Origin of the sequence: Borrelia turicatae 91E135 (assembly GCF_000012085.2) — a bacterium.
Taxonomy (GTDB): Bacteria; Spirochaetota; Spirochaetia; order Borreliales; family Borreliaceae; genus Borrelia; species Borrelia turicatae.
On sequence record NC_008710.1, the window covers coordinates 715,206 to 735,310 of the forward strand.

The following is a 20,105-nucleotide window of genomic DNA, read 5'->3' on the forward strand; positions in this document are numbered from 1 at the left end:
AGTAGCTTAGTATTTTTTGTAAAAAATCATTGCATTACTTATTTCATTTAAGTGTTTTGTGAAATATGACATATTAAGATTGAAAATTTCTAATTTATTTTTATTATTGTTGCCTATATGTAGCTCTAGCTTATAAAAGCCCTTTTTGGTATATATTAGTGCTGAGCTTTTAAAAATTGAATCTATGGCTTTAATTTTAAATATTTTATATTTTGAGAAATCTTTGTCAATAATTTCACTTTGTAGTAAATATTTGTTGGCTTCTTTATAAGTTGGAGTTATTGCAGTATAGTTAATTTTATCTCTGAAAATGCTCTTTATAAAATTTTCTGTTAATTCATATATTTGCATTTCATGTGTGCCTTTTGGATGTTTGGTATAATATTCTTCTTCTATTATTAAATTAAAAGCAGAGTATTTTTTTGTTGCTTCTGATGATCGTTTTTCAATTGAAGTTGTTATTAATCTTGAGTGGATTGATGTGTTAATAATTAATAACAGAAATATTTTTTTTATCATACATGTTCCTTATTACTGTTGATTATTCTTTTCACTTTTTCAATTTCTAAAGGAAGTTTGCTTCTTCTTTTTGCGTTTAGTTTGTCTTTTAGTAAAACATTATTAAATGTTTTTGCCATTTCATATACTTTTTCTTCACTGAAATGGAATGGAATTTGAATTTTTCTATACTCAATTGGATTTTGTAATACTTTTTGCATTAGTATAATTGGATTTAGAAAACTTGCTTTAAAAAATTTATAAAAATTTGTTAAAAACAGCGCAAATGATATAAAAAGTGTAAATAAAAATATTCCAATTACAGAATCATTTTTTCTTTGCAGATACTTATCTATATAGAATTTTGTTTGTTCCATTTCGATAATTTTGTATTCACTAGGACTGTAGTAGAAAAATATATCGTCAGATTTAGAATATATCGTTTTATCTGTATCTTTAATTATTAGTATAAAGGGATATTTTTCTTTGATATAGTTTTTTTCAGTTGTTATTGAGATGTTTTTTATGATATTAAATTCTTGCTTTTCTGGAATTGTATTTGCAAAACCTGAACTTGAAAATATTATAAAAAATATGAATGGAATTAGTAAACTTATTGAAAATGTTCTTGCAAATGCAACTAAGATTAGATTTTTTTCTTTTGGATTATAATAAATTTCAATCATTAAGTCGTTAAATCTAAGGAGTCTTAAGAATCTTAGTTTGAAAAGTGAAAGTACGATTGGACTTAGAATTGTTTCGTGAGGATTAATTATATTTTGGATTTGATGAGAGCTATAAAATATTAAAGGAATTAAGCAATGAATTAGATCAAAAAATAAATTATTTCTTATATATATTTGTAGTTTTTGTGAAAAATAAGCTTTTGAAATTTTGTATAAAAAAATCAAGATCAATATTGCATCGAATAAAAATCCGATGAATATTAGAGCAAATCGGATCTTGTATGGCAAGAAAAGTATTATTGATAATTCTTCTATTAGGAATGCAATTATTGATGCGATTAAAGTGGCCTTAAAAAAATTTGAAAGTATCTTTACCATTTATTTTTCCTAGCTATTTCTAGAAGTTCTTTAATAATTCTTGGATCATGCTCCTTTGAGCTTAATTGTTTTATTGAAAACCAGCTCTCGTCATAACCTATAAATCCCTTTATTCTATTGTTTTTAATGTTTGGTATTCTAGTTCTGTTTGAAAAAATGGATATTAATGTTGCAATTGGCGATATGTTACTTAGATTTTCATACTTAAATAGACTTTGAGTTATCAGACTAACTGTATTGTCATCTAAAAATTCGATTTCTCTGCTAACTAATTTTGCTGTATTTTCAATATTTCTTGGCATTAATTTTATTTCTTTTTCTAAATAAAACTTAATTATTAAGACTCTTAATAAGAGTAGAATTTTTATGTAATTTTTTACAATTTTTGAAGAATCAAGCATATCATTTTCTTTTTTGATTAGGTGTGTTGTGTAAGAATTTTTGTCTTCAAAGAGTTTGTTTATATAAAATGTTATATGTCCGCTACTTATGGCATTAAAATCGTATAAGAATTCTTTTCTTAAGTAAGGATTTGCTTTAATAGAACCAAATATTAATTCTAGATTGTTTTTATTAAGCTCTTTGTTAAAGAGGTCTTTTACAATGTTTAGATCGATAGATTCGATGTTTGATAAAACAAGAGGAGTAATTATTATGTCGGTTTTTTCTTTAACGTATTGAATAAGTAAATCAGTATCAGATTTAAAGTTTTCGTCTATAAATGTTGAAATAGTTTTTTTATTTTCTTCTAAGTATTTGATTATTTCAATTTCTTTTTCAAAAACTGATAATCCCTTTATGCTTTCATGATTAAATAAATAATGATACAGGTGTGGGAAATATACTTTTGAATTCATTTGATTATGTCTAAAAGTTCAGATGGACTACTTAAAATGTATTTTGCTCCGCTTTCTTTTAATTCTTTTATTGTTCTAAATCCCCATGAAACCCCTATAGGTAAAAATCCTGCATTCTGAGCAGTAATCATATCAACATCGCTGTCTCCGATGTATGCTATTTCCTTTGGCATGAGATTTAATTCTATTATCATGTCAAGTGCATTTGAAGGATCTGGTTTTGCCTCAAATCTTGGTGAGTAGCCCCTCACTTCAAAGAAGTTTATGTCTTTGAATATATCTTTTGATATTATTAATAGTTCTTCATGGTTTTTATTGCTTAAGATTCCAACAGGAATGTTAAGTGAATTTAGTTTTCTTAAAAGTTCTGGTATACCATCATATGCTTTTGTTAGGGAAGAAAGATTTTGATTGTATGCTTTTACAAATTCTTGATAAAGATTATCTTTGAGGTGTTTATCATTTAAGTTTACGTTAAGATGCTCTAAGGTGTTCTCTACTAATTTAGAATATCCTCTGCCAACAAGAGTGTTAAATTCATCTATTTTAATTTCTGTATATCCTAATTTTTTTAGTGCCAAGTTCATTGAAAATGCAATATCCATGATGCTGTTTATTAAAGTTCCATCCATGTCGAAAATGCAGGCTTTAATTCTCATATTTTAATCCTTTTGTCATTATCATAATGTGCCTTCATTTTATCATTATTTTTTGCCTTTTATTAAATTTATTGCATGATTTTTGATATTTTACATTGTTTTTGATTTTTTTCTGAAAATCTCTTGAAAATATTTGTTTTTAGTTTTAACCTATTTGGTTAGGGTATAAATAAAATGTTATTTATCTTTATTGAATTTCAGGTTATCTTTAATGCAAGACATATTAATTTTAGATAAAGTTACTAAGCGATATGGTGATTTTATTGCTAATGATAATATTTGTATAAGATTTAAAAAGGGAGAAATACATGCAATTCTTGGTGAAAATGGTGCTGGCAAAACCACTTTAATGAAAACTATTTATGGAATTCACAAGCCCGATAGCGGGCAGATTTTTTTAAGAGGACATGAACTAAAACTTAAAGATTCAAGCGAATCTATTCGAAGTGGTATTGGGATGGTTTTTCAACATTTTATGTTAATTCCAAAATTTACGGCTGTACAAAATATTATTTTAGGATATGAAGATTCAAAATTTGGATTTATTAATTATGATCATGCAAAGAGGAGGATACTTAAACTTTCGGAAAGATATGGTTTGAAAATAGATACTGATAAGCCGATTGAGAATTTAAGTGTTGGGATGGGACAAAAAGTAGAAATACTCAAAGTTCTCTATAGAAATGCAGATATTATTATTTTTGATGAACCTACAGCAGTACTTACACCTAATGAGATTGATGAATTTATGAATGTTTTAAAAATATTGGCTGTAGAGGGGCATACTGTAATACTTATTACACATAAAATAAAAGAAATAAAGGCTGTGGCACAAAGGTGTACAATTATGCGTCTTGGGAAAGTAATTGGGACTTTTGATATTACTAAAACCGATGAGGGAATGCTTACTAAATTAATGATAGGCAAAGAAACCTCTCTTGATATCTCCAAGAGGCAGATTGTTGATCACACAAACATTCTTGAGATTAGAGATTTAAGTGTTAAAGATGAACGGGGTGTTTTTAAAGTTAAGAATATTAGTTTGAATCTTAGAGAAGGTGAAATTTTTGGGATAGCTGGAGTTGAAGGCAGCGGTCAAGAAGAATTAGTCGAAGCAATTCTTGGAGTTAGAGATATCTTTAGCGGAGATATAATTAAGAAAGTTGATGGCAAATTTGAATCAATCAAGGGTCTTAGTGTTAAACAAATAATAGATAGGAAAATAGGCCATATTCCATCTGATAGACAAAAGCATGGTCTTATTTTAGACTTTAACATTTTGCAAAATATTGGAATTAAAAGTTTTGATGATGTTAATTATTTAAAAATGAAGAGTAGTGGTATAGGTAATGATAAATTAAAGGTTAAGTTTTTAAATACTGTTAAAAAACAGTTTGTTAATTTTAATTTAATTCTTCTTAAGAAAATAAGTGAACAACTTGCAGCTTCATTTGATATTACACCGAGAGATATTTTGAGCAAAGTTAAAAATTTATCTGGAGGTAATCAACAAAAGGTCGTTGTTGCACGTGAAATTAATTTGAAACCTGAGGTTCTCTTGGCAGTTCAACCCACAAGGGGACTTGATGTGGGTGCTATTGAAAATATTTATAAAAAATTTTTAGCGCAAAGGGATGAAGGTATGACAGTTCTTCTTGTATCTCTTGAGCTTGATGAGCTTATGAGTGTTTGTGATAGAATAGCTGTAATGTACAATGGTGGAATCGTTGGTGTTTTAGAGCATAATTTTGATGTTGGTGTTATTGGAAAAATGATGATGGGTATAGTTTGAATGAAGGTTGATAACTATAAATATAAAGAGGCAATTGCAGTATTTTTAAATTCATCGATATTTATTAATTTTTTTGCATTTTTTTTGGGGATTTTAATTCTTGGGTTAATAGTATTAATTCTTGGGTATTCTCCTTTGAGAATGTACTATATAATGATAGAGGTTATATTTTCTTCTCCTAAACATTTTGCGTATATTGTAAGCTATGCCACGCCATTGATTTTTACAGGTCTTTCGATTGGCATCGCTTTAAGAGTGGGACTTTTTAATATTGGTGTTGAGAGTCAATTTATGCTTGGTTCAATTTCAGCTTTAATAGCTGGAATTTTTTTGGATTTCCCTCCTGTATTGCATGTAATTTGCATTTTCCTTTTTGCATCTTTAGCGTCAGGAATTTTAGGTGTTTTAATTGGATATTTAAAGATTAAATTTAACATAAATGAAGTAATTTCAGGGATAATGTTTAATTGGATTTTATTTCATTTAAATAATATAATCATAGATTTGCCCGCTATTAAAAAGGATAATAGTGATTTATCTAAGCCTATTCGAGAAAGCGCTTTTATTGATTTTTTTGGTTCTTGGAAACTTTCATCTGAGGGACTTGCTTATAGAGCAAAACATCCATTTATTAATGATTTATTAAAGGCCCCTCTTAATTTTGGGATAATTATTGGGATAATTATTGCTATTTTAATGTGGTTTTTATTGAATAAGACGATGCTTGGGTTTAAAATAAGCTCTGTTGGACGTAATATTGTCGCTTCTTATCGTGTGGGAATTGATATTAAAAAAATTTTGATGTTTACTATGTTTCTTGCAGGTGCGTTTGCGGGACTTGCGGGTGCTATACAGGTTATGGGTGTTAATAAGGCAATATTTAAGCTTACTTATATGGAAGGAACAGGTCTTAATGGTATAGCTGTTGCTTTGATAGGAAATAATTCCCCAATAGGAATAATATTTTCAAGTACTTTATTCTCAATTTTATTTTATGGTAGTAGCAGAGTGCAAAGTTTAATGGGTTTGTCATCTTCAATTGTGTCTTTGATGATAGGGATAGTGGTGATTATGATTTCTGCTAGCCATTTTTTAAATAAGATGTTTTTGAGAGGTATAAAAAGTGTCAAACGCACTAATATTTCTAATTAGTGAAACGCTCATAAATTCTCAGACCTTAATTTTGGCTGGTCTTGGAGGACTTATAAGTGAGAGATGTGGAATAATCAATATTGGTCTTGAGGGCACAATGGCTCTTGGGGCATTTGTTGGTGCTACAGTTGCATATTGTTATGGTAGTCCGTTATTTGCAATTTTTGCGGGGGGGCTTTCAGGGCTTGTTCTTTCAATTCTTCATGCTATTTTTACTGTTTTTCTTAAATCAGATCAGATAATAACTGGGATGGCTATTAATTTTTTAGGACCATCTGTCGCGATGTTGTTTGGAACTTTTATTTTTGGTTCTGCTTCAACTCCTCCAATAGATATTAAGTTGCCCATACTTTTTGACGGAGTTTTGGATAAAAGGTCTCTTGTATTTCAGATTTTTGGTAAGAGATATTCACTCTATATTGCAATAATATGTGTTGTACTTTTTCATGTTATGTTTAAATATACTAAAATTGGACTTAGGATTAAGGCTAGTGGTGAGGAACCAGAAGTTTTAGAATCTCTTGGAGTTAATGTATTTATGATTAGGTTTTTTTGTGTCCTTCTAAGTGGCTTATTTGCGGGGATTGCTGGAGCAGTTCTCTCTACTGTGATTGCTTCAAGTTATATGCAAGGAATTATTGGTGGCCAAGGTTTTATTGCCATTGTTATGGTGATTTTTGGGAATTGGCAACCTTTTGGAATTTTGATGGGTAGCTTTTTGTTTTCTTTTATAAGAACTTTAGTTGTTATGATGTCCCAAGTTTCTTTTTTGTCTTTAATAATTCCTCTTAAAATATTAATCATTTTACCTTATGTTGTAGTGATTTTGAGTCTTATGTTTTTTTCAAAAAGGAATTATGTCCCTAAAGCTTTAGGTTTACCTTATAAAAAAGATTGATTTTTATGTTTATTTCTTTTAATATACAGGTGGAATTATTTAGGGTTTATTTGAGAATTATATTTTTTGATATAAAGTTATGAGAGGTATCTACTTAATTCTTATGTTTGTTAAATTAATTAAGTGAGTGATTAATTTACGAGGTAGTTTTATGTTAAAAATTAAGCACAGGTTTATTGGTTTTTTATTTTTATGTTTGTTGATAACCATATTGTTTTTTTCTTTAATTTTTAAGTTTGTTTTGAGTAGTTATTTAGAACGTTATTATAAACAACTTACAAGAGCTCAAATAAGACGAGCCGCTTTTGCTGTGCAGGCTTTGTTAGATACATTTTATATCATAATTGATGGTGCAAGTTCTAATTTAGCTCTTGAGACTATGAGTGAATATTCGTTTATTAAAAATGGTGGGCATATTTTTTCAGAGGTTGAATTAGACAGACTTAGAGAGAATTCTAAAATAGTTCTTGATGCTGTAAAAGGGAATAGAAAATATCGAAATCGGGTATATGAGATATTGTTCAATTTAAAGCTTGATACTTTTTATGAAGAATTTGCATTTCTTGATTTTGAAGGTAAAATAATTGTTTCTACGAGACATGCCAATAATATAGATTTTGGTCAGTCTGAGTCAAATACTGAGTATTTTAAAAACTCTGTAAAAGAATATAAAAAAAGTGAATTAAATTTTGTTGGTTGGTATCCTGGTCTTACTGAAGGGATAACGGGAGAAGTTGCTATTAGATCTCACTATAAAGATAAAAAAGCTTCTGCCATAGTTGTTCCTGTATATTCAGCAGAAGATAAAGTGTTTCTTGGCTATTTGGTAGGTTATTTACTTGATGATGTGATAAGAGATAAGTTAGATAGATCTAGATTTGGTTTTTATAATAGAGGAAATTTATTCTATTTAGATCCATACAATAATCTTGTTAATCCTTTAATAGAATATAATGAGAGCTCTAAAGTTAGTGATAAATTTGTTAGTATTTTAAAGAATGCATTGTCCAAACCCCCTATGCAACCTCTTGTACCAGGCCAGATACCAGTTTATCAGATTGAGAGAGCGTATTTTCCTGAGATGAAGTTGTATAATTATTATGCCATATTGCCTATTAGTAGTGAACTTGGAGATAATAGTGGAATTCTTGTTGCCAGAATTCCTTATGAAGATATTTATGGGGTCATTTACAGTTTGGCTTTTAAATTTATTGTATGTGCTATTTTAGGCATTATTATATTGGTTGTTATTCTTTCAGTGAGGTTAGAGACAGTTATTAGCTTTAGGTTGAATTTGGTTAGAAATTTGGTAAAGGAAATAGTTCAAGGAAATTTAGATAAAGATTATGTTATTAATGATAAGTATGATGATGAGCTTGGTTCATTGGGCTTACAAATTGTTAAAATGAGAGATGCTATTGCAGATGCTATTGCAAGTGTTCTTAAGAACATTAGTTATGTTAATAAGGCAAGTGTTGAAGTTGTTAATTCAAGTCAGAATTTAAGTTCTAGTGCATTACAGCAAGCTTCAACACTTGAAGAAATGTCAGCTAACATTGAACAGATATCATCTGGAGTTGAGATGAGTGTGAATCATTCCCGAGAAACAGAACGAATTGCCTTAATTACTAATGAGAATGCTCAAATAGGGGGTAAGGCTGTTGAAGAATCTGTTGTGGCTATGCAGTCTATTGTTGAGAAAGTCAGTGTTATTGAAGAGATAGCTAGAAAAACCAATTTGCTTGCTTTAAATGCGGCTATTGAGGCTGCAAGAGCTGGGGATGAAGGCAAGGGGTTTGCTGTTGTAGCAAGTGAAATTAGAAAACTTGCTGATCTTAGCAAGGAATCTGCACTTGAAATTGGTGAATTAGTTGAAGAGAATTCTAGATTGGCAACGGAAGCTGGGTTGATATTTAAGGATATGTTACCTGAAATAGAAAAGACTACCAATCTTGTGAAGAAGATTTTTGAGGGAAGCTATAAGCAAAATGATCAAATTATACAGTTTAAAGAAGCTCTTGATCAGGTTGGAGAAGTAGTTCAAGCTTCAGCATCGAGCAGTGAAGAGCTTTCAAGTATGGCTGATAGGATGCTTGAAAAGGCTAAAGAGCTCAAACAAGTAATATCTTTTTTCAAAGTTAAAGATTTTGAGGTTGATGCTTTTGATAAACTTAATTCGGGTGATGATGTTTTGATGACTGGAGATCTTACTTCTTTGAATATGGAGAGTAATTCATCTTTAGGAGATAGTCAAGATGATATACATGGTGATTCAAAGGTAAGTTATGAGTCTATTAATAAGAGGGTAGATCCTAAGAAAGCCATTGATGTTGTCGATAAAGATTTGGATTTTGATGAGGACTTTTCAGATTTTTAGAATTTATTTTTGTAAGAGGTGATTAGCGTATGAAACTGAAGCTGAAAGTTAGGATATTACTTATTGTTAGTATTCTTATAGCAATCTTTATTTCTATATTGTTTTTCGTATTTGGGATGTCGATTAATTCTAGTTTAGTAGCTCAGCAGTTAGATCTTATGCAAAATCTTATTGGAAATGTCAAAAATTCTTTAACCCTTTATCTTTCTTCAATGGAAGAGAGAGTGAAAATTAACTCAATGTATTTAGATTCTTCATCTGTATTTGAATCCATTGCTAGAAGTAAGCCTAAGAGAATAGAAGCTATTTTAGATCAAATTGAGATCTTGGTTAAAACGGGCAGAGGTAATAACCTGATGATAACCAATAAAAAAGGTGAAATAATATTTACTACTGCTGTCAAAGATAATAGTGATTATGGCATTTCTGTTGCAGATAAAGAATACTTTCTTAAGTTAAGGGGCACTAGTTCTATTTATAATTCTTCTGTGCTTTTGGCAGATTCTGGGTCTGTTGAAGAAGTTTTGATGAGGGATGTTTCTAAGATTAGGAATAAATCAGGACAAATTCCTTATTTATTAATAGGTATTCCTTTAAGAGATCATAATACCAGTGATGTTTTTGGTTATTTTATGATCTTTTATGCTATCGATTATCTTTATAATTCATTTAAAGGTATTAGTTTTGGAGCATTGGGCAGCGGTCGTACTATGGTATTTGACCAAACGGGGTCATTTCTTATTCACCATACTTGGTTGCCTGGTGATAACTTAGTTAATGTTAATCCTTACTATAGTAGTGTAGTTAAGAGTACTTCTGAGGATTTAATTCAAAAAAATCAAGAAATTAGCTTGAGGCGTTATGTTGACCTTCATGGGCAAGAATTTGTTGGGTTTGCTCAGAAAGTAAAATGCCATTTGTCTAATTTTTCGTTTATAGTATATCTAAGAGTTAATACTAATGATTTTTATTATATGACTAGACTTACCACTTTTATTTTGGGAATAAGTTTTGTAGTGACTTTAGTTATTCTTGGATTAGTTACTATTTATCTTGTAGGTAAACTCAGTGCTGTTTTAAATGGAATTTTAAGTTATTCTGGAAGACTTGCATCTGGGGATTTTACTGTTTCAAGTTATTCTTTAGAATGGAAAACGTTAGAACTTCATGGGTTATATGAAGATTTGGAGCTTTTAAGGTCTAATTTTTCATCTGTTGCCAGAGGGGTTATTGAAAACCTTGATTATCTTTATGAGAATGCAATTCAGATAGCAAATGCGAGTCAAAATTTAAGTTCTGGAGCAGTTGAACAAGCGTCTACATTAGAAGAAATGACAGCAAACATTGAGCAAATATCCCAAGGTGTTACTGAGAATACCGATAATGCTTCTACTACTGAGAGTATTGCTGTTAACACTAATGAGAAAACCAAGGAGGGACATGAATCTGTTACTAAAGCCATTGAGGCGATGGAGGTTATTACAGATAAAATAGGTGTTATTGATGAGATAACAAGGCAAACTAATTTACTTGCTCTAAATGCTTCTATTGAAGCTGCTAGAGTAGGGGATAAGGGTAAGGGATTCGAAGTTGTTGCTGCTGAGGTTAGAAAGCTTGCTGATCAAAGCAAGGAGTCTGCTAGAGAAATTATTGATATTGCACATAAAAGTTTGACTGTGGCAAGTAAAGCAGGTAATAATTTTGAGCAGATTGTTCCTGGAATGGAAAAAACGGCTGGACTTGTTAAGAATATTACTCGTGAAAGTTATAACCAAAGTAATCAAATTGGACAATTTAAGAATGCAATAGAACAAGTTAGTCAATTGGTTCAAACAACAGCATCAAGTAGTGAGGAACTTTCAGCAATGTCTGAGAGAATGTTAGATAGTGTTAAACATTTAAAGGAATCAGTAGATTACTTTAAGATTGATAAGTAATTTATAGGGATAATTTAAATATCCCTATAAGTAATGATTTTAAAAATATATAATATTATGTTAGTGTTTTAAGGATTTTAGCTCCGCCTAAGCATTCATCTTCTTGATAAAATATGCAAAATTGTCCCGGTGAAATTCCGTAATCTTTTTCCTCTAGATCAACTTTTATAATATCATTTTTTAACATTTCTATTTTGCATTTTATTTTTTTTTCTCCATGTCTTATTTTGGCACTTAAGTCCCCATTGTTTAATGGCTTGTTTATCCAGTTTGTTTTGTGAACTAAAAATTGTTGCTTCCCTTGTTTCAGGTAATTTATACTGTTTGAGATATAAATGATGTTATTTTGAATATCCTTTTCTGTGACAAACCATGGGCCATGACTGAGTTTGATACCTTTTCTTTGTCCAATTGTAAAAAACCAATATCCATTATGTGTTCCAAGTATTTTGCCTGTTTCTTGTTCGATGATATTACCTTTAAGTTCCCCTAAATGATATTTTATAAATTCATCATATTTGATTTTGCCAAGAAAACAGATTCCCTGACTGTCTTTTCTGTTTTTATTGGGCAAATCTATTTTTTGTGCTATTTGTCTTATTTCAGTTTTTAATAGGTCTCCTAATGGAAAATGCAGTTTTGATATTTGTTTTCTAGAGAGATGAGACAGAAAATAGCTTTGATCTTTTATTTTATCTTTGGCTTGTTTAAGTATGTAGTGATCATTTTTGTTTTCTATTTTGGCGTAGTGTCCTGTGACAATTAAATCATAATGTTCGTTTATCTTGTCAAAGAATGCCCCAAATTTTATTCTTTGATTACAAAATATATCTGGACTTGGGGTATTACCAATTTTTAATTCTTCGATAGCATAAGTTACTACTCTCTTGTAATACTCATCTTGTAAGCTGATGATTTCATATGGTACATTAAATTTTTTACACACAGCCTCTACATAATTAATATCTTCTTTCCAAGGGCACTCTCCTATGTAGGAAAGTTCGTCTTCAAGCCAAATTTTTAGATAATAACACTTTATATTTTTATATCCTTTTTGTATCATTATATAAAGAGCCACAGAGCTGTCTACTCCACCAGATAGAAGTACTGCTATTTGCATAATTTGCTTCTCCTTTCATCATAGCATATTGAACTTTGATGTTTTTATGATCTATAGTATATTACTTGGTAATTATTTTTTTAATCGGGGGAAATTGATGAAAGTAGGTATTAGTGATATTAGAGTTTTTTTGCCTTTAAATTGTTTAAACTTACATGTTCTTTTAGACAATTCTTTATATAATTCTGATGAAAAATTTTTTAAGAAATTTAATAGAGCAATTGATGCAACCCTTCAGAAAGCATTTAGATTTACAAGTCCTAATGAAGACAGTGTTACAATGGCTAGCTCTGCTGTTAAGCTAATTTTTGATAATAATAATCTTGAGTTAGATAAAATGAGAGTATTTTTAGGTGGAACTGAGACGGGTGTAGATTATTCAAAGTCAATTTCATCTTATGTCTATGGAGCTTTGAAGTTAGCTGGTATTAATTTATCAAATAATTTCTTAACTTTTCAGGTCCAACATGCATGTGCAGGTTCTGCACTTTCTTTGCACAGTGCTGCAAGTATTTTAAGTCATTCAGAGAAATTTGAATATGGAATAGTATTTTCTAGTGATATCGCACATTATAGTAATCTTACTACAGCAGAGATTACTCAAGGGGCTGGAGCAACAGCAGTTCTTATTGAGCAAAATCCAAAAGTTGTATCTATTAATTTGTCTGAGTTTGGGGTTTATACTGATGATGTTGATGATTTTTTTAGACCATTTGGAAGTCTTGAGGCTAAGGTAAAAGGGCGTTATTCTATTGACTGCTATAATAAGGCAAATGAAGAGGCTTTAGCAAATTTTGCATATAAAAAAAATATGAGTATTAAGGATTTATTTTCTAAATATAGGTTTATTTTACATGTACCTTTTGCACAAATGCCTATAGACTCAATGCATTATGTTTTAAAAAAATATTATAGTGAAGATGAATCTGAGCGAAATGCTTATTTAGAATCAATAGACTTTTATGATTCTGTTGAAGCTTCTAAGGAAGTGGGAAATTTATATACAGGATCAATATTTTTATCTTTAATGTCTTATTTGAAGCGAGTATTTGCAAAAAAGGATATTAGTGGTGAGAAGATACTTTTTTGTTCTTATGGGTCTGGTAATATTATGGTTATTTATGAGCTTACAGTTGAAGAGAATGCTCATTGTGTTGTTAAGACCTGGGATATTGATAAAATGCTTTCAGTACGACATGATGCAAATTTTGATGAGTATAGGGATTTTTTTGAAAATAGGATTGTTCCAGGTGAATCCCAAGGGTTTTATTTAAAAGAAATTAGAGAGGATGGATACCGGGTTTATGGGTATCGAGCCTAATATATTAAATAATAAAAAACGACAAATTGAAATTTGTTTAGATAAAGAGGATGTTAGTAAAAGTGATAATCTTTTAAATTTTGTTAATTTAAAGCATGATGCACTTAGTGAGCTTGATTTTTGTGAGATAGATACGAGAGAGAGTATATTTGGCTATGATATTGCCATGCCCATTTTTATCTCATCAATGACAGGAGGCGTCAAAGAGGGTAATAAGCTGAATAAGTCTCTTGTTAAGATTGCAAATGATTTAAGAATTCCAATGAGTCTGGGATCCTTTAAGCTTATATTTAAATATCCTGAATATATTAAAGATTTTTACTTAAGGAAGTATGCTCATAATATTCCTTTATTTTCAAATATTGGTGCTACTCAGTTAAGAGAATTTGGGATTTTTGAAATAATTGAAATGAATAAGAGACTTGAGGTTGATGCCATAATTGTACATTTGAATTCAGGTCAAGAATTAATGAATTTAAGAGGCGAGAGAAGTTTTAGAGGAATTAAAGACTCAATTGCGAGGATTTGCTCTGTATCAAATATTCCAGTTATTGTTAAAGAAACGGGCTTTGGAATTTCTCCCGATTCTGTTATCAGCTTGCTAGATCTTGGGGTTTCTTATGTTGATCTTGCTGGTAGTGGTGGAACTAACTGGGTTTTGGTTGAAGGAATTAAAGAGGAAAATTTGGATATTGCGTCTTGTTTTGCTAACTGGGGCATATCGTCGGTTTTAACATTACTTAGTATTAAAGATTTTTTTAAAGATAAAGTTTTTGCATCGGGAGGATATGAGACTGGAATGGATATTGCCAAAGGTATTGCGCTTGGGGCTAAGTTGGTAGGCATCGCAGCAGCCATTCTCAGGGCTTTTTATGCGGGAGGTGAGAATGCTTTATATAACCTTTTAAAAGGTTATGAATATGTTTTAAAGATGTCTATGCTTTTAAGTAATAGTAAGGATTTGGCACAGTTTAGGTTAAATAAATATTTTTTAAGTCATCCGTTGCCTTTTAATGTTAAGAGCTTTAAAGATTTTTATGAGACTTAGTGAGAATTTTAGAAGTAAAAGTATTTTAGAGAAAAAACGAGAGATAAAGAGTCTTTTGAAATTGAATCTTTGTGATTTTTTTTATGATTCTGCTGATGAAGATTTTCTTTGTCACATGATAGAGAATTATGTTGGTTATTTATCCTTACCCATTGGTATTGTGAAGAATTTAAAGGTAAATGGCAAGTATTATACTGTACCTATTGCTACGGAAGAACCTTCAGTTATTGCCGCATTAAATTTTTCATCTAAGATTCTTGAGCATGCTAATTTAAGTTATTCTGTGGGTGAGGTGTTAGGCATTGCTCAAGTTTATATAAAGACAGATAAAGACTTAAGTGATATGTGTCTTGGTCTTTTTAAAAAGATTGATCTTTGGTCTAAGCCTCTTTTGCATAATATGGAGCGTAGAGGTGGCGGATTTAGAAAACTTTCAACTAAGTTTATTAAGGAAATTGGTATTCAAAAATTAAATATCTATGTAGATGTTTGTGATGCTATGGGTTCAAATTTGCTAAATTCAGTAGCTGAGAGAGTGGCTCATCATATTACTTTAGAGTTTGGGTATGAGTGTGTTTTAAAAATTTTAAGTAATGATTCGAATGATTTTGCTATAAAAGCTAATTTTAAATTGAATGTTAATGATTTGCTTAAAGATAGTGAAGAATCTTTGGTTTTGGCTCAAAATATTTCACTTATTTCTAAGATAGGATTTTTTGAAGAGGACCGTGCTGTTACTAATAACAAAGGTATTATGAATGGCATAACAGGTTTATGTGTTGCTACACTTAATGATACAAGGGCTCTTGAGGCATGCATACATAAATTTGCTTCAAGAAGTGGTATATATTTACCTCTTAGTAAATTTTATATTTCTGATGAAAATTTGATTGGAGAGATTGAATTGCCTTTACAGGTTGGTATTAAAGGTGGTTCGGCTGGTTCTCATGAAGCGGCTATATTGAGCTTTAAGATTATGGGGATTGATTGCAAAAAAGAGTTTATGGGTGTTCTCTCTTGTGTTGGCCTGGCAAGTAATTTTGCGGCTTTAAGAGCACTTGCTTTTGATGGAATTCAGAGAGGACATATGAAGCTGCATGTTAATAAAATTTTATATCTTCTTGAAAGAGATTATAATATTTCTAGTGATGAGAGAGGAAAAATATTATTTAAAATGAGTGAGAGTGGAATTTATTCCCTTGATTTTGCTCTTAAAATTTTAGGAGATTTGAGAGCGTAGTGTGAAGATTAGATGTAAGGTAAATCCTAGTCTGGCATTAATTAAGTATTGGGGGAAGAGAGATAAATTTTTAAATATTCCAGCTACTTCAAGCATTGCTGTAAGTGTTGATAAATTTTATTCAATCAGTGAACTTGAATTGTCATGTAAGGATGAAATAATTTTAAATTCAAGGGTTGTTGTATTGAGCGATAGAGAAATAAATTTTTTTAACCATGCAAGAAAAATCTTAAATAAGCCAAATGTTGGGTTTAGGGTAATTAGTGAAAATAATTTTCCAACATCAGCAGGACTTGCAAGTTCAAGCTCTGGTTTTGCATCTATTGCTGCTTGTATTTTAAGATATTTTAATCAATATTCACATCAAAAAGCTTCACAGCTTGCAAGAATAGGTTCAGCATCAGCATCAAGAGCTATTTATGGTGGATTTACCTTGTTAAAGGAAGGTGCAAAGAGTTCATTTCAGCTGGATAGTTTTAATTGTTTTAGTGATTTGTGCATAATATTTGCTATAGTTGATGGCAGAAAAAAAGAGATTTCTTCAAGGGTTGCCATGGAGATTTGCAAGCAAGATAAATTTTATTGGGATGCTTGGATTGAGTCAAGTCGGAATATCTTTAAAGAAGCTTTATATTTTTTTTTAAAAGGAGATTTTAATGGATTTGGTCTTAAAATTGTAAAGAGTTATCAGTGTATGTTTTCTTTAATGTTATCATCTTCCATTATTTATTTTAAAAGTAATACTATAGAGTTAATCAAGTATATTGCCGATCTTAGAAGTAAAGGTGTTCCTGTTTTTGAAACGATGGATGCTGGGCCGCAGGTTAAGGTGTTGTGTTTAAAAAAAGATTTGGAATTAATTTTGACTAGACTTACTAGCAATTTTAGAGATGTTAATTTTGTTGTTTCAAAAATTGGAAGTGGTTTAGAATGGATATAATTAGTTTTTCAGTGCCTGGTAATTTACTTTTAATGGGTGAATATTTTATTTTGGAAGAAGATGGTTTTGGACTTGCAGTTGCAATAAAAGAAAGGGCTTATTTTTCTTTTAAACGAAGTGATACTTGGCGTTTTTTTGCTAAAAAAACCAAAATTGATGATTTTACTTTAATAGAAAATAATGATGATTTTGTTTTTAGGATGTTTAGGTATTTAAAACAGAAATATTTTGTTAATTTAGAAGATTTTTCCTTTGATGTTTATATTGATACAAGTAATTTTTTTTTAAATAGTGGTGTAAAAAAAGGATTTGGTTCGAGTGCTGTTGTTGCTGTTGGGATTGTATGTGGAATTTTTTTGATTTTGAATAATGATAATTATTTTGTTAAAGATAAAATTTTTATGTATTGTCTAGAAGCTTATAGGTATGCTCAAGGAGGTATGGGTAGTGGATATGATATTGCTACTAGTCTTTTTGGTGGAGTTGTTAAGTTTAAGGGCGGGGATCTTCCTACGTATGATCGTTTAGAGAATATATGTTTTAATAATTTTTATTTAATGCGAGGTCCTAGTCCAGTTAAGACTACTAGCTCGATTATTAGATATTATGAATATAAGGATTCTTTAATGAGTTTTATAAAAGATGTTAATATTGTGATGAAAAAAATTATTCTTAATATTAGCAATTCGTCTGATTGTTTATTGTCTAGTTTGAAATTGGCAAAAAATATAGGATTAGACATTGGGGAGAAGATAGGCATTTCTGCTAATTTGCCTTTAAATCTTGCTTATCTTGAAAATGAATGTACTTTAATTAAGGCTTTGGGTGCTGGAAATGAAACTTTTTTAGTCTATGAGCCAAATTTTGAAGTTTTTGAACAATTTAATATTGAACCAATAGATCTAGATTTAGATGGTGTTAAATTTCAGTAAATGTTTGTAATAAAAAAGCCTTCTAAAATACTATTTTTAGGAGAACATAGTGCTGTATATGGTTTTCCAGTGATTGGTACTACGATACCCCTTTATATGTACTTGGTTTATATATTTTCTGATTCTTGGAAATATTTGGGAGTTCCTTCTTTAAAAATAGATGAAGTAATACATTTTATTAATAAGAGGTTTAATAAAGTTCGACCCGTTGAATTTTTAATATTTTCCCAGATTCCAGTTGGATTGGGATTTGGTTCCTCTGCAAGTCTTAGTTTATGTTTTGCTGAATATATTGTAAGTCATGATGAATATCGTACTTACGATAAAATTTTGTTGGCAAGGGAAATTGAAAATATTTTTCATGGAAGATCTTCTGGGATGGATGTTTTGCTTGTTGAGTTAGATGGAACTTTTTATTTAGAGAGAAAAAATGGGTCTTTCAGTTATCGAAGAATAGCATTTTGTAATTTTTATTTTTTGATTGGAGCAGTCAGAAGGGAATGTACAACAAATAAAATCGTATCAGATTTGAATTACAGAATTTCTCTTGATAATAGTCAATTTGAAATTATTGAAAAACTTGGTTGTATTGTTAAGAATTCTTATATTGCTTTTAATAAACGCGATATTCTTTTATTGGCGAATAATATGAATGTTGCGAATAATTATTTAAATTCTTTGGGTTTATCTTCATGTACGCTTGATTATGTAATAGAAAAAGGTAGACAATTTGAGGCTCTTTCTGGCAAATTGAGTGGTGCTGGTAGGGGTGGGGCTTTTATTTTGCTTTTCCAGGATGAAAATGATGCTAGCTTGTGCTTGGAGAAATTAAGTAAAGATTTAGATAAAAATAATATCAACTTGATTTTTCCACTTAAAATATTTAAGTGTTAAATATATTAAAGACATACACAAAAAATGTTTTGAGAAGCTAATAAATTATATCTTATGTAGTGTTTTTTTAGTAACTTTATAGCAAACAGTATGCTTTAAGTCCTCTTGAATAAAATAATTTTGGGTTCAGAGGGATTCGAACCCCCGACATCCTGCTTGTAAGGCAGGCGCTCTGACCATCTGAGCTATGAACCCTTTTGATACTGAAAAACATTATATAAAATAAATTTGCTTTATGTCAATTTGTTCAGAATTTTTCTCCGAAAAGAACTACAAATATGTTTTTTTTATCTTTTGTTCGTAGTACATATCCTCCCATTTTACTTGTGTCTTTATTTAAAAGAGCTTCTTTGTGTTTTTTGCTTTTAAGCCAGGCGCCAGTTACATCTTGGACATCCATCCCTGCTGCTAAAATTTCTCTTATCCTACAAAAGTATTTATCATATTTTTTGACTCTTTGCATGGGAGTTGTGCCAAAGAGTGTATGAGTTAATACTTTATTTTCATTAAGATTTATTGCATATTCTTTTGCCACTATCTCAAGAGTTTTATCTATTTCTAGCTTTTCTAAGTGTAGATCATTTCTTAATTGGTGAATTGATGAATAAAGAAATTCTAAGTCTTCATTTATACCTAAGAGTATAAATTGACTTGTAAAAATTAAAATAATAGAAATAAATTTCTTTTGCATAATAAGCCTACTTATACTAAAATAATGTTATTGTAACATATATTGACTTATTTTAAGTAGGAGAATGATATGGCAAATCATTTAAATTATTTGAAGACGGATGATTTAGATAAAATAAATTTAAAACTTCAAGAATTGTTAGCAGGACTTCATGTTTTTTATGCTAATTTGAGAGGTATTCATTGGAACATAAAAGATGTTAATTTTTTTGTAATTCATAAAAAAACCGAAAAACTTTATGATTATGTTGCAGAGGTTATCGATATTCTAGCTGAGCGAGCTAGAGCGCTTGGATATGATTCTGAGTTTAGATGTTCTGAATTCATTAAAAAATCATTTATTAATGAAATTAGTTTAGATATTACTTCAAGTCTTGAACCTTCAATTAGCAGTATTGTTTGTAATCTTAATGACATTCTTAAAAATATGTCTAAGACAAGGTGTTTTGTTGATGGCACATCTGATTATGGGACGGCTAATATTTTAGATGATATTATTGTTTCTTTTGAAAAATATTTATGGATGTACAGATCTTTGTTAAGTGATTGTGAGTGTCCATGTCATAAGAAAGGGTGTTGTAGTGAAAAACATTGATCTTGTGATATGATATAAAAATACTTTTTAATATTTATTTTATATGTCTTAATTAAATATAATTGTGATTTAATTGAAGAAAGCTATAGCA

General features: G+C 29.9%; 18 protein-coding genes and 1 tRNA gene. 12 read left to right on the forward strand and 7 right to left on the reverse strand.

Features of this window, described 5'->3' with window-relative positions:
- Positions 1-6: 6 nt before the first annotated feature.
- From BT0_RS03405 to BT0_RS03420, 4 genes are read right to left on the reverse strand one after another with little or no spacing between them, the layout of a single operon-like run.
- Positions 7-519, reverse strand: coding sequence for a hypothetical protein (locus BT0_RS03405; RefSeq protein WP_011772608.1), 513 nt, complete (start codon positions 517-519; stop codon positions 7-9).
- On the reverse strand, positions 516-1,562 hold the full coding sequence (locus BT0_RS03410; protein WP_011772609.1) for a hypothetical protein: 1,047 nt from the start codon (positions 1,560-1,562) through the stop codon (positions 516-518). Before BT0_RS03410 ends, BT0_RS03405 begins: the two co-directional genes overlap by 4 nt.
- Complete coding sequence (locus BT0_RS03415; RefSeq protein WP_011772610.1) at positions 1,556-2,419, reverse strand: hypothetical protein; 864 nt, start codon at positions 2,417-2,419, stop codon at positions 1,556-1,558. The genes BT0_RS03410 and BT0_RS03415 overlap by 7 nt, the downstream gene beginning before the upstream one ends.
- Entirely contained in the window at positions 2,416-3,078 is a 663-nt protein-coding gene (locus BT0_RS03420) for an HAD family hydrolase (protein ID WP_011772611.1), read from the reverse strand. The genes BT0_RS03415 and BT0_RS03420 overlap by 4 nt, the downstream gene beginning before the upstream one ends.
- A gap of 211 nt (positions 3,079-3,289) precedes the next feature.
- Here BT0_RS03420 and BT0_RS03425 point away from each other — a divergent pair, with 211 nt between their 5' ends.
- The 5 genes from BT0_RS03425 to BT0_RS03445 all read left to right on the forward strand — a co-directional run bounded on the left by BT0_RS03425 (position 3,290) and on the right by BT0_RS03445 (position 11,234).
- The gene (locus BT0_RS03425) at positions 3,290-4,870 is read left to right on the forward strand and encodes an ABC transporter ATP-binding protein (RefSeq protein WP_041178515.1); all 1,581 of its coding nucleotides are present in this window, start codon (positions 3,290-3,292) and stop codon (positions 4,868-4,870) included.
- Positions 4,871-6,022, forward strand: coding sequence for an ABC transporter permease (locus tag BT0_RS03430; protein WP_011772613.1), 1,152 nt, complete (start codon positions 4,871-4,873; stop codon positions 6,020-6,022). It begins immediately after the preceding gene.
- Positions 5,994-6,920: an ABC transporter permease gene (locus BT0_RS03435; RefSeq protein ID WP_011772614.1), complete on the forward strand. Its 927-nt coding sequence runs from the start codon at positions 5,994-5,996 to the stop codon at positions 6,918-6,920. Before BT0_RS03430 ends, BT0_RS03435 begins: the two co-directional genes overlap by 29 nt.
- A 151-nt stretch (positions 6,921-7,071) precedes the next feature.
- On the forward strand, positions 7,072-9,297 hold the full coding sequence (locus tag BT0_RS03440) for a methyl-accepting chemotaxis protein (protein ID WP_041178516.1): 2,226 nt from the start codon (positions 7,072-7,074) through the stop codon (positions 9,295-9,297).
- A 35-nt stretch (positions 9,298-9,332) separates the two neighbouring features.
- Positions 9,333-11,234 (forward strand): methyl-accepting chemotaxis protein, encoded by a 1,902-nt coding sequence (locus BT0_RS03445; protein ID WP_181005559.1) that lies wholly within the window; start codon positions 9,333-9,335, stop codon positions 11,232-11,234.
- A gap of 55 nt (positions 11,235-11,289) precedes the next feature.
- Here BT0_RS03445 and mnmA read toward each other — a convergent pair whose 3' ends face one another.
- Positions 11,290-12,354: a tRNA 2-thiouridine(34) synthase MnmA gene (gene mnmA / locus BT0_RS03450; RefSeq protein WP_011772617.1), complete on the reverse strand. Its 1,065-nt coding sequence runs from the start codon at positions 12,352-12,354 to the stop codon at positions 11,290-11,292.
- Positions 12,355-12,451: 97 nt separating this feature from the next.
- Between mnmA and BT0_RS03455 the strand changes: the two genes are divergently transcribed.
- The 6 genes from BT0_RS03455 to mvk are packed head-to-tail and all read left to right on the forward strand — an operon-like array spanning position 12,452 to position 18,729.
- Positions 12,452-13,675, forward strand: a complete 1,224-nt coding sequence (locus BT0_RS03455; RefSeq protein WP_041178517.1) for a hydroxymethylglutaryl-CoA synthase — start codon at positions 12,452-12,454, stop codon at positions 13,673-13,675.
- On the forward strand, positions 13,659-14,723 hold the full coding sequence (gene fni / locus BT0_RS03460; RefSeq protein WP_041178518.1) for a type 2 isopentenyl-diphosphate Delta-isomerase: 1,065 nt from the start codon (positions 13,659-13,661) through the stop codon (positions 14,721-14,723). Before BT0_RS03455 ends, fni begins: the two co-directional genes overlap by 17 nt.
- Positions 14,713-15,963, forward strand: a complete 1,251-nt coding sequence (locus tag BT0_RS03465; RefSeq protein ID WP_041178519.1) for a hydroxymethylglutaryl-CoA reductase, degradative — start codon at positions 14,713-14,715, stop codon at positions 15,961-15,963. Before fni ends, BT0_RS03465 begins: the two co-directional genes overlap by 11 nt.
- A 1-nt stretch (position 15,964) precedes the next feature.
- Entirely contained in the window at positions 15,965-16,903 is a 939-nt protein-coding gene (gene mvaD, locus BT0_RS03470) for a diphosphomevalonate decarboxylase (RefSeq protein WP_011772621.1), read from the forward strand.
- Positions 16,894-17,835: a phosphomevalonate kinase gene (locus tag BT0_RS03475; RefSeq protein WP_011772622.1), complete on the forward strand. Its 942-nt coding sequence runs from the start codon at positions 16,894-16,896 to the stop codon at positions 17,833-17,835. The genes mvaD and BT0_RS03475 overlap by 10 nt, the downstream gene beginning before the upstream one ends.
- Positions 17,836-18,729, forward strand: a complete 894-nt coding sequence (gene mvk, locus BT0_RS03480; protein ID WP_011772623.1) for a mevalonate kinase — start codon at positions 17,836-17,838, stop codon at positions 18,727-18,729. It abuts the gene before it with no gap.
- A 121-nt stretch (positions 18,730-18,850) separates the two neighbouring features.
- On the opposite strand, the gene BT0_RS03485 is transcribed toward mvk, so the two are convergent.
- Positions 18,851-18,924 (reverse strand) — tRNA-Val (locus tag BT0_RS03485).
- 52 nt (positions 18,925-18,976) lie between these two features.
- Positions 18,977-19,420, reverse strand: a complete 444-nt coding sequence (locus BT0_RS03490; RefSeq protein ID WP_011772624.1) for a CAP domain-containing protein — start codon at positions 19,418-19,420, stop codon at positions 18,977-18,979.
- A 69-nt stretch (positions 19,421-19,489) separates the two neighbouring features.
- Here BT0_RS03490 and BT0_RS03495 point away from each other — a divergent pair, with 69 nt between their 5' ends.
- Positions 19,490-20,014 (forward strand): Dps family protein, encoded by a 525-nt coding sequence (locus BT0_RS03495; RefSeq protein WP_011772625.1) that lies wholly within the window; start codon positions 19,490-19,492, stop codon positions 20,012-20,014.
- The last annotated feature ends 91 nt before the right edge of the window (positions 20,015-20,105 follow it).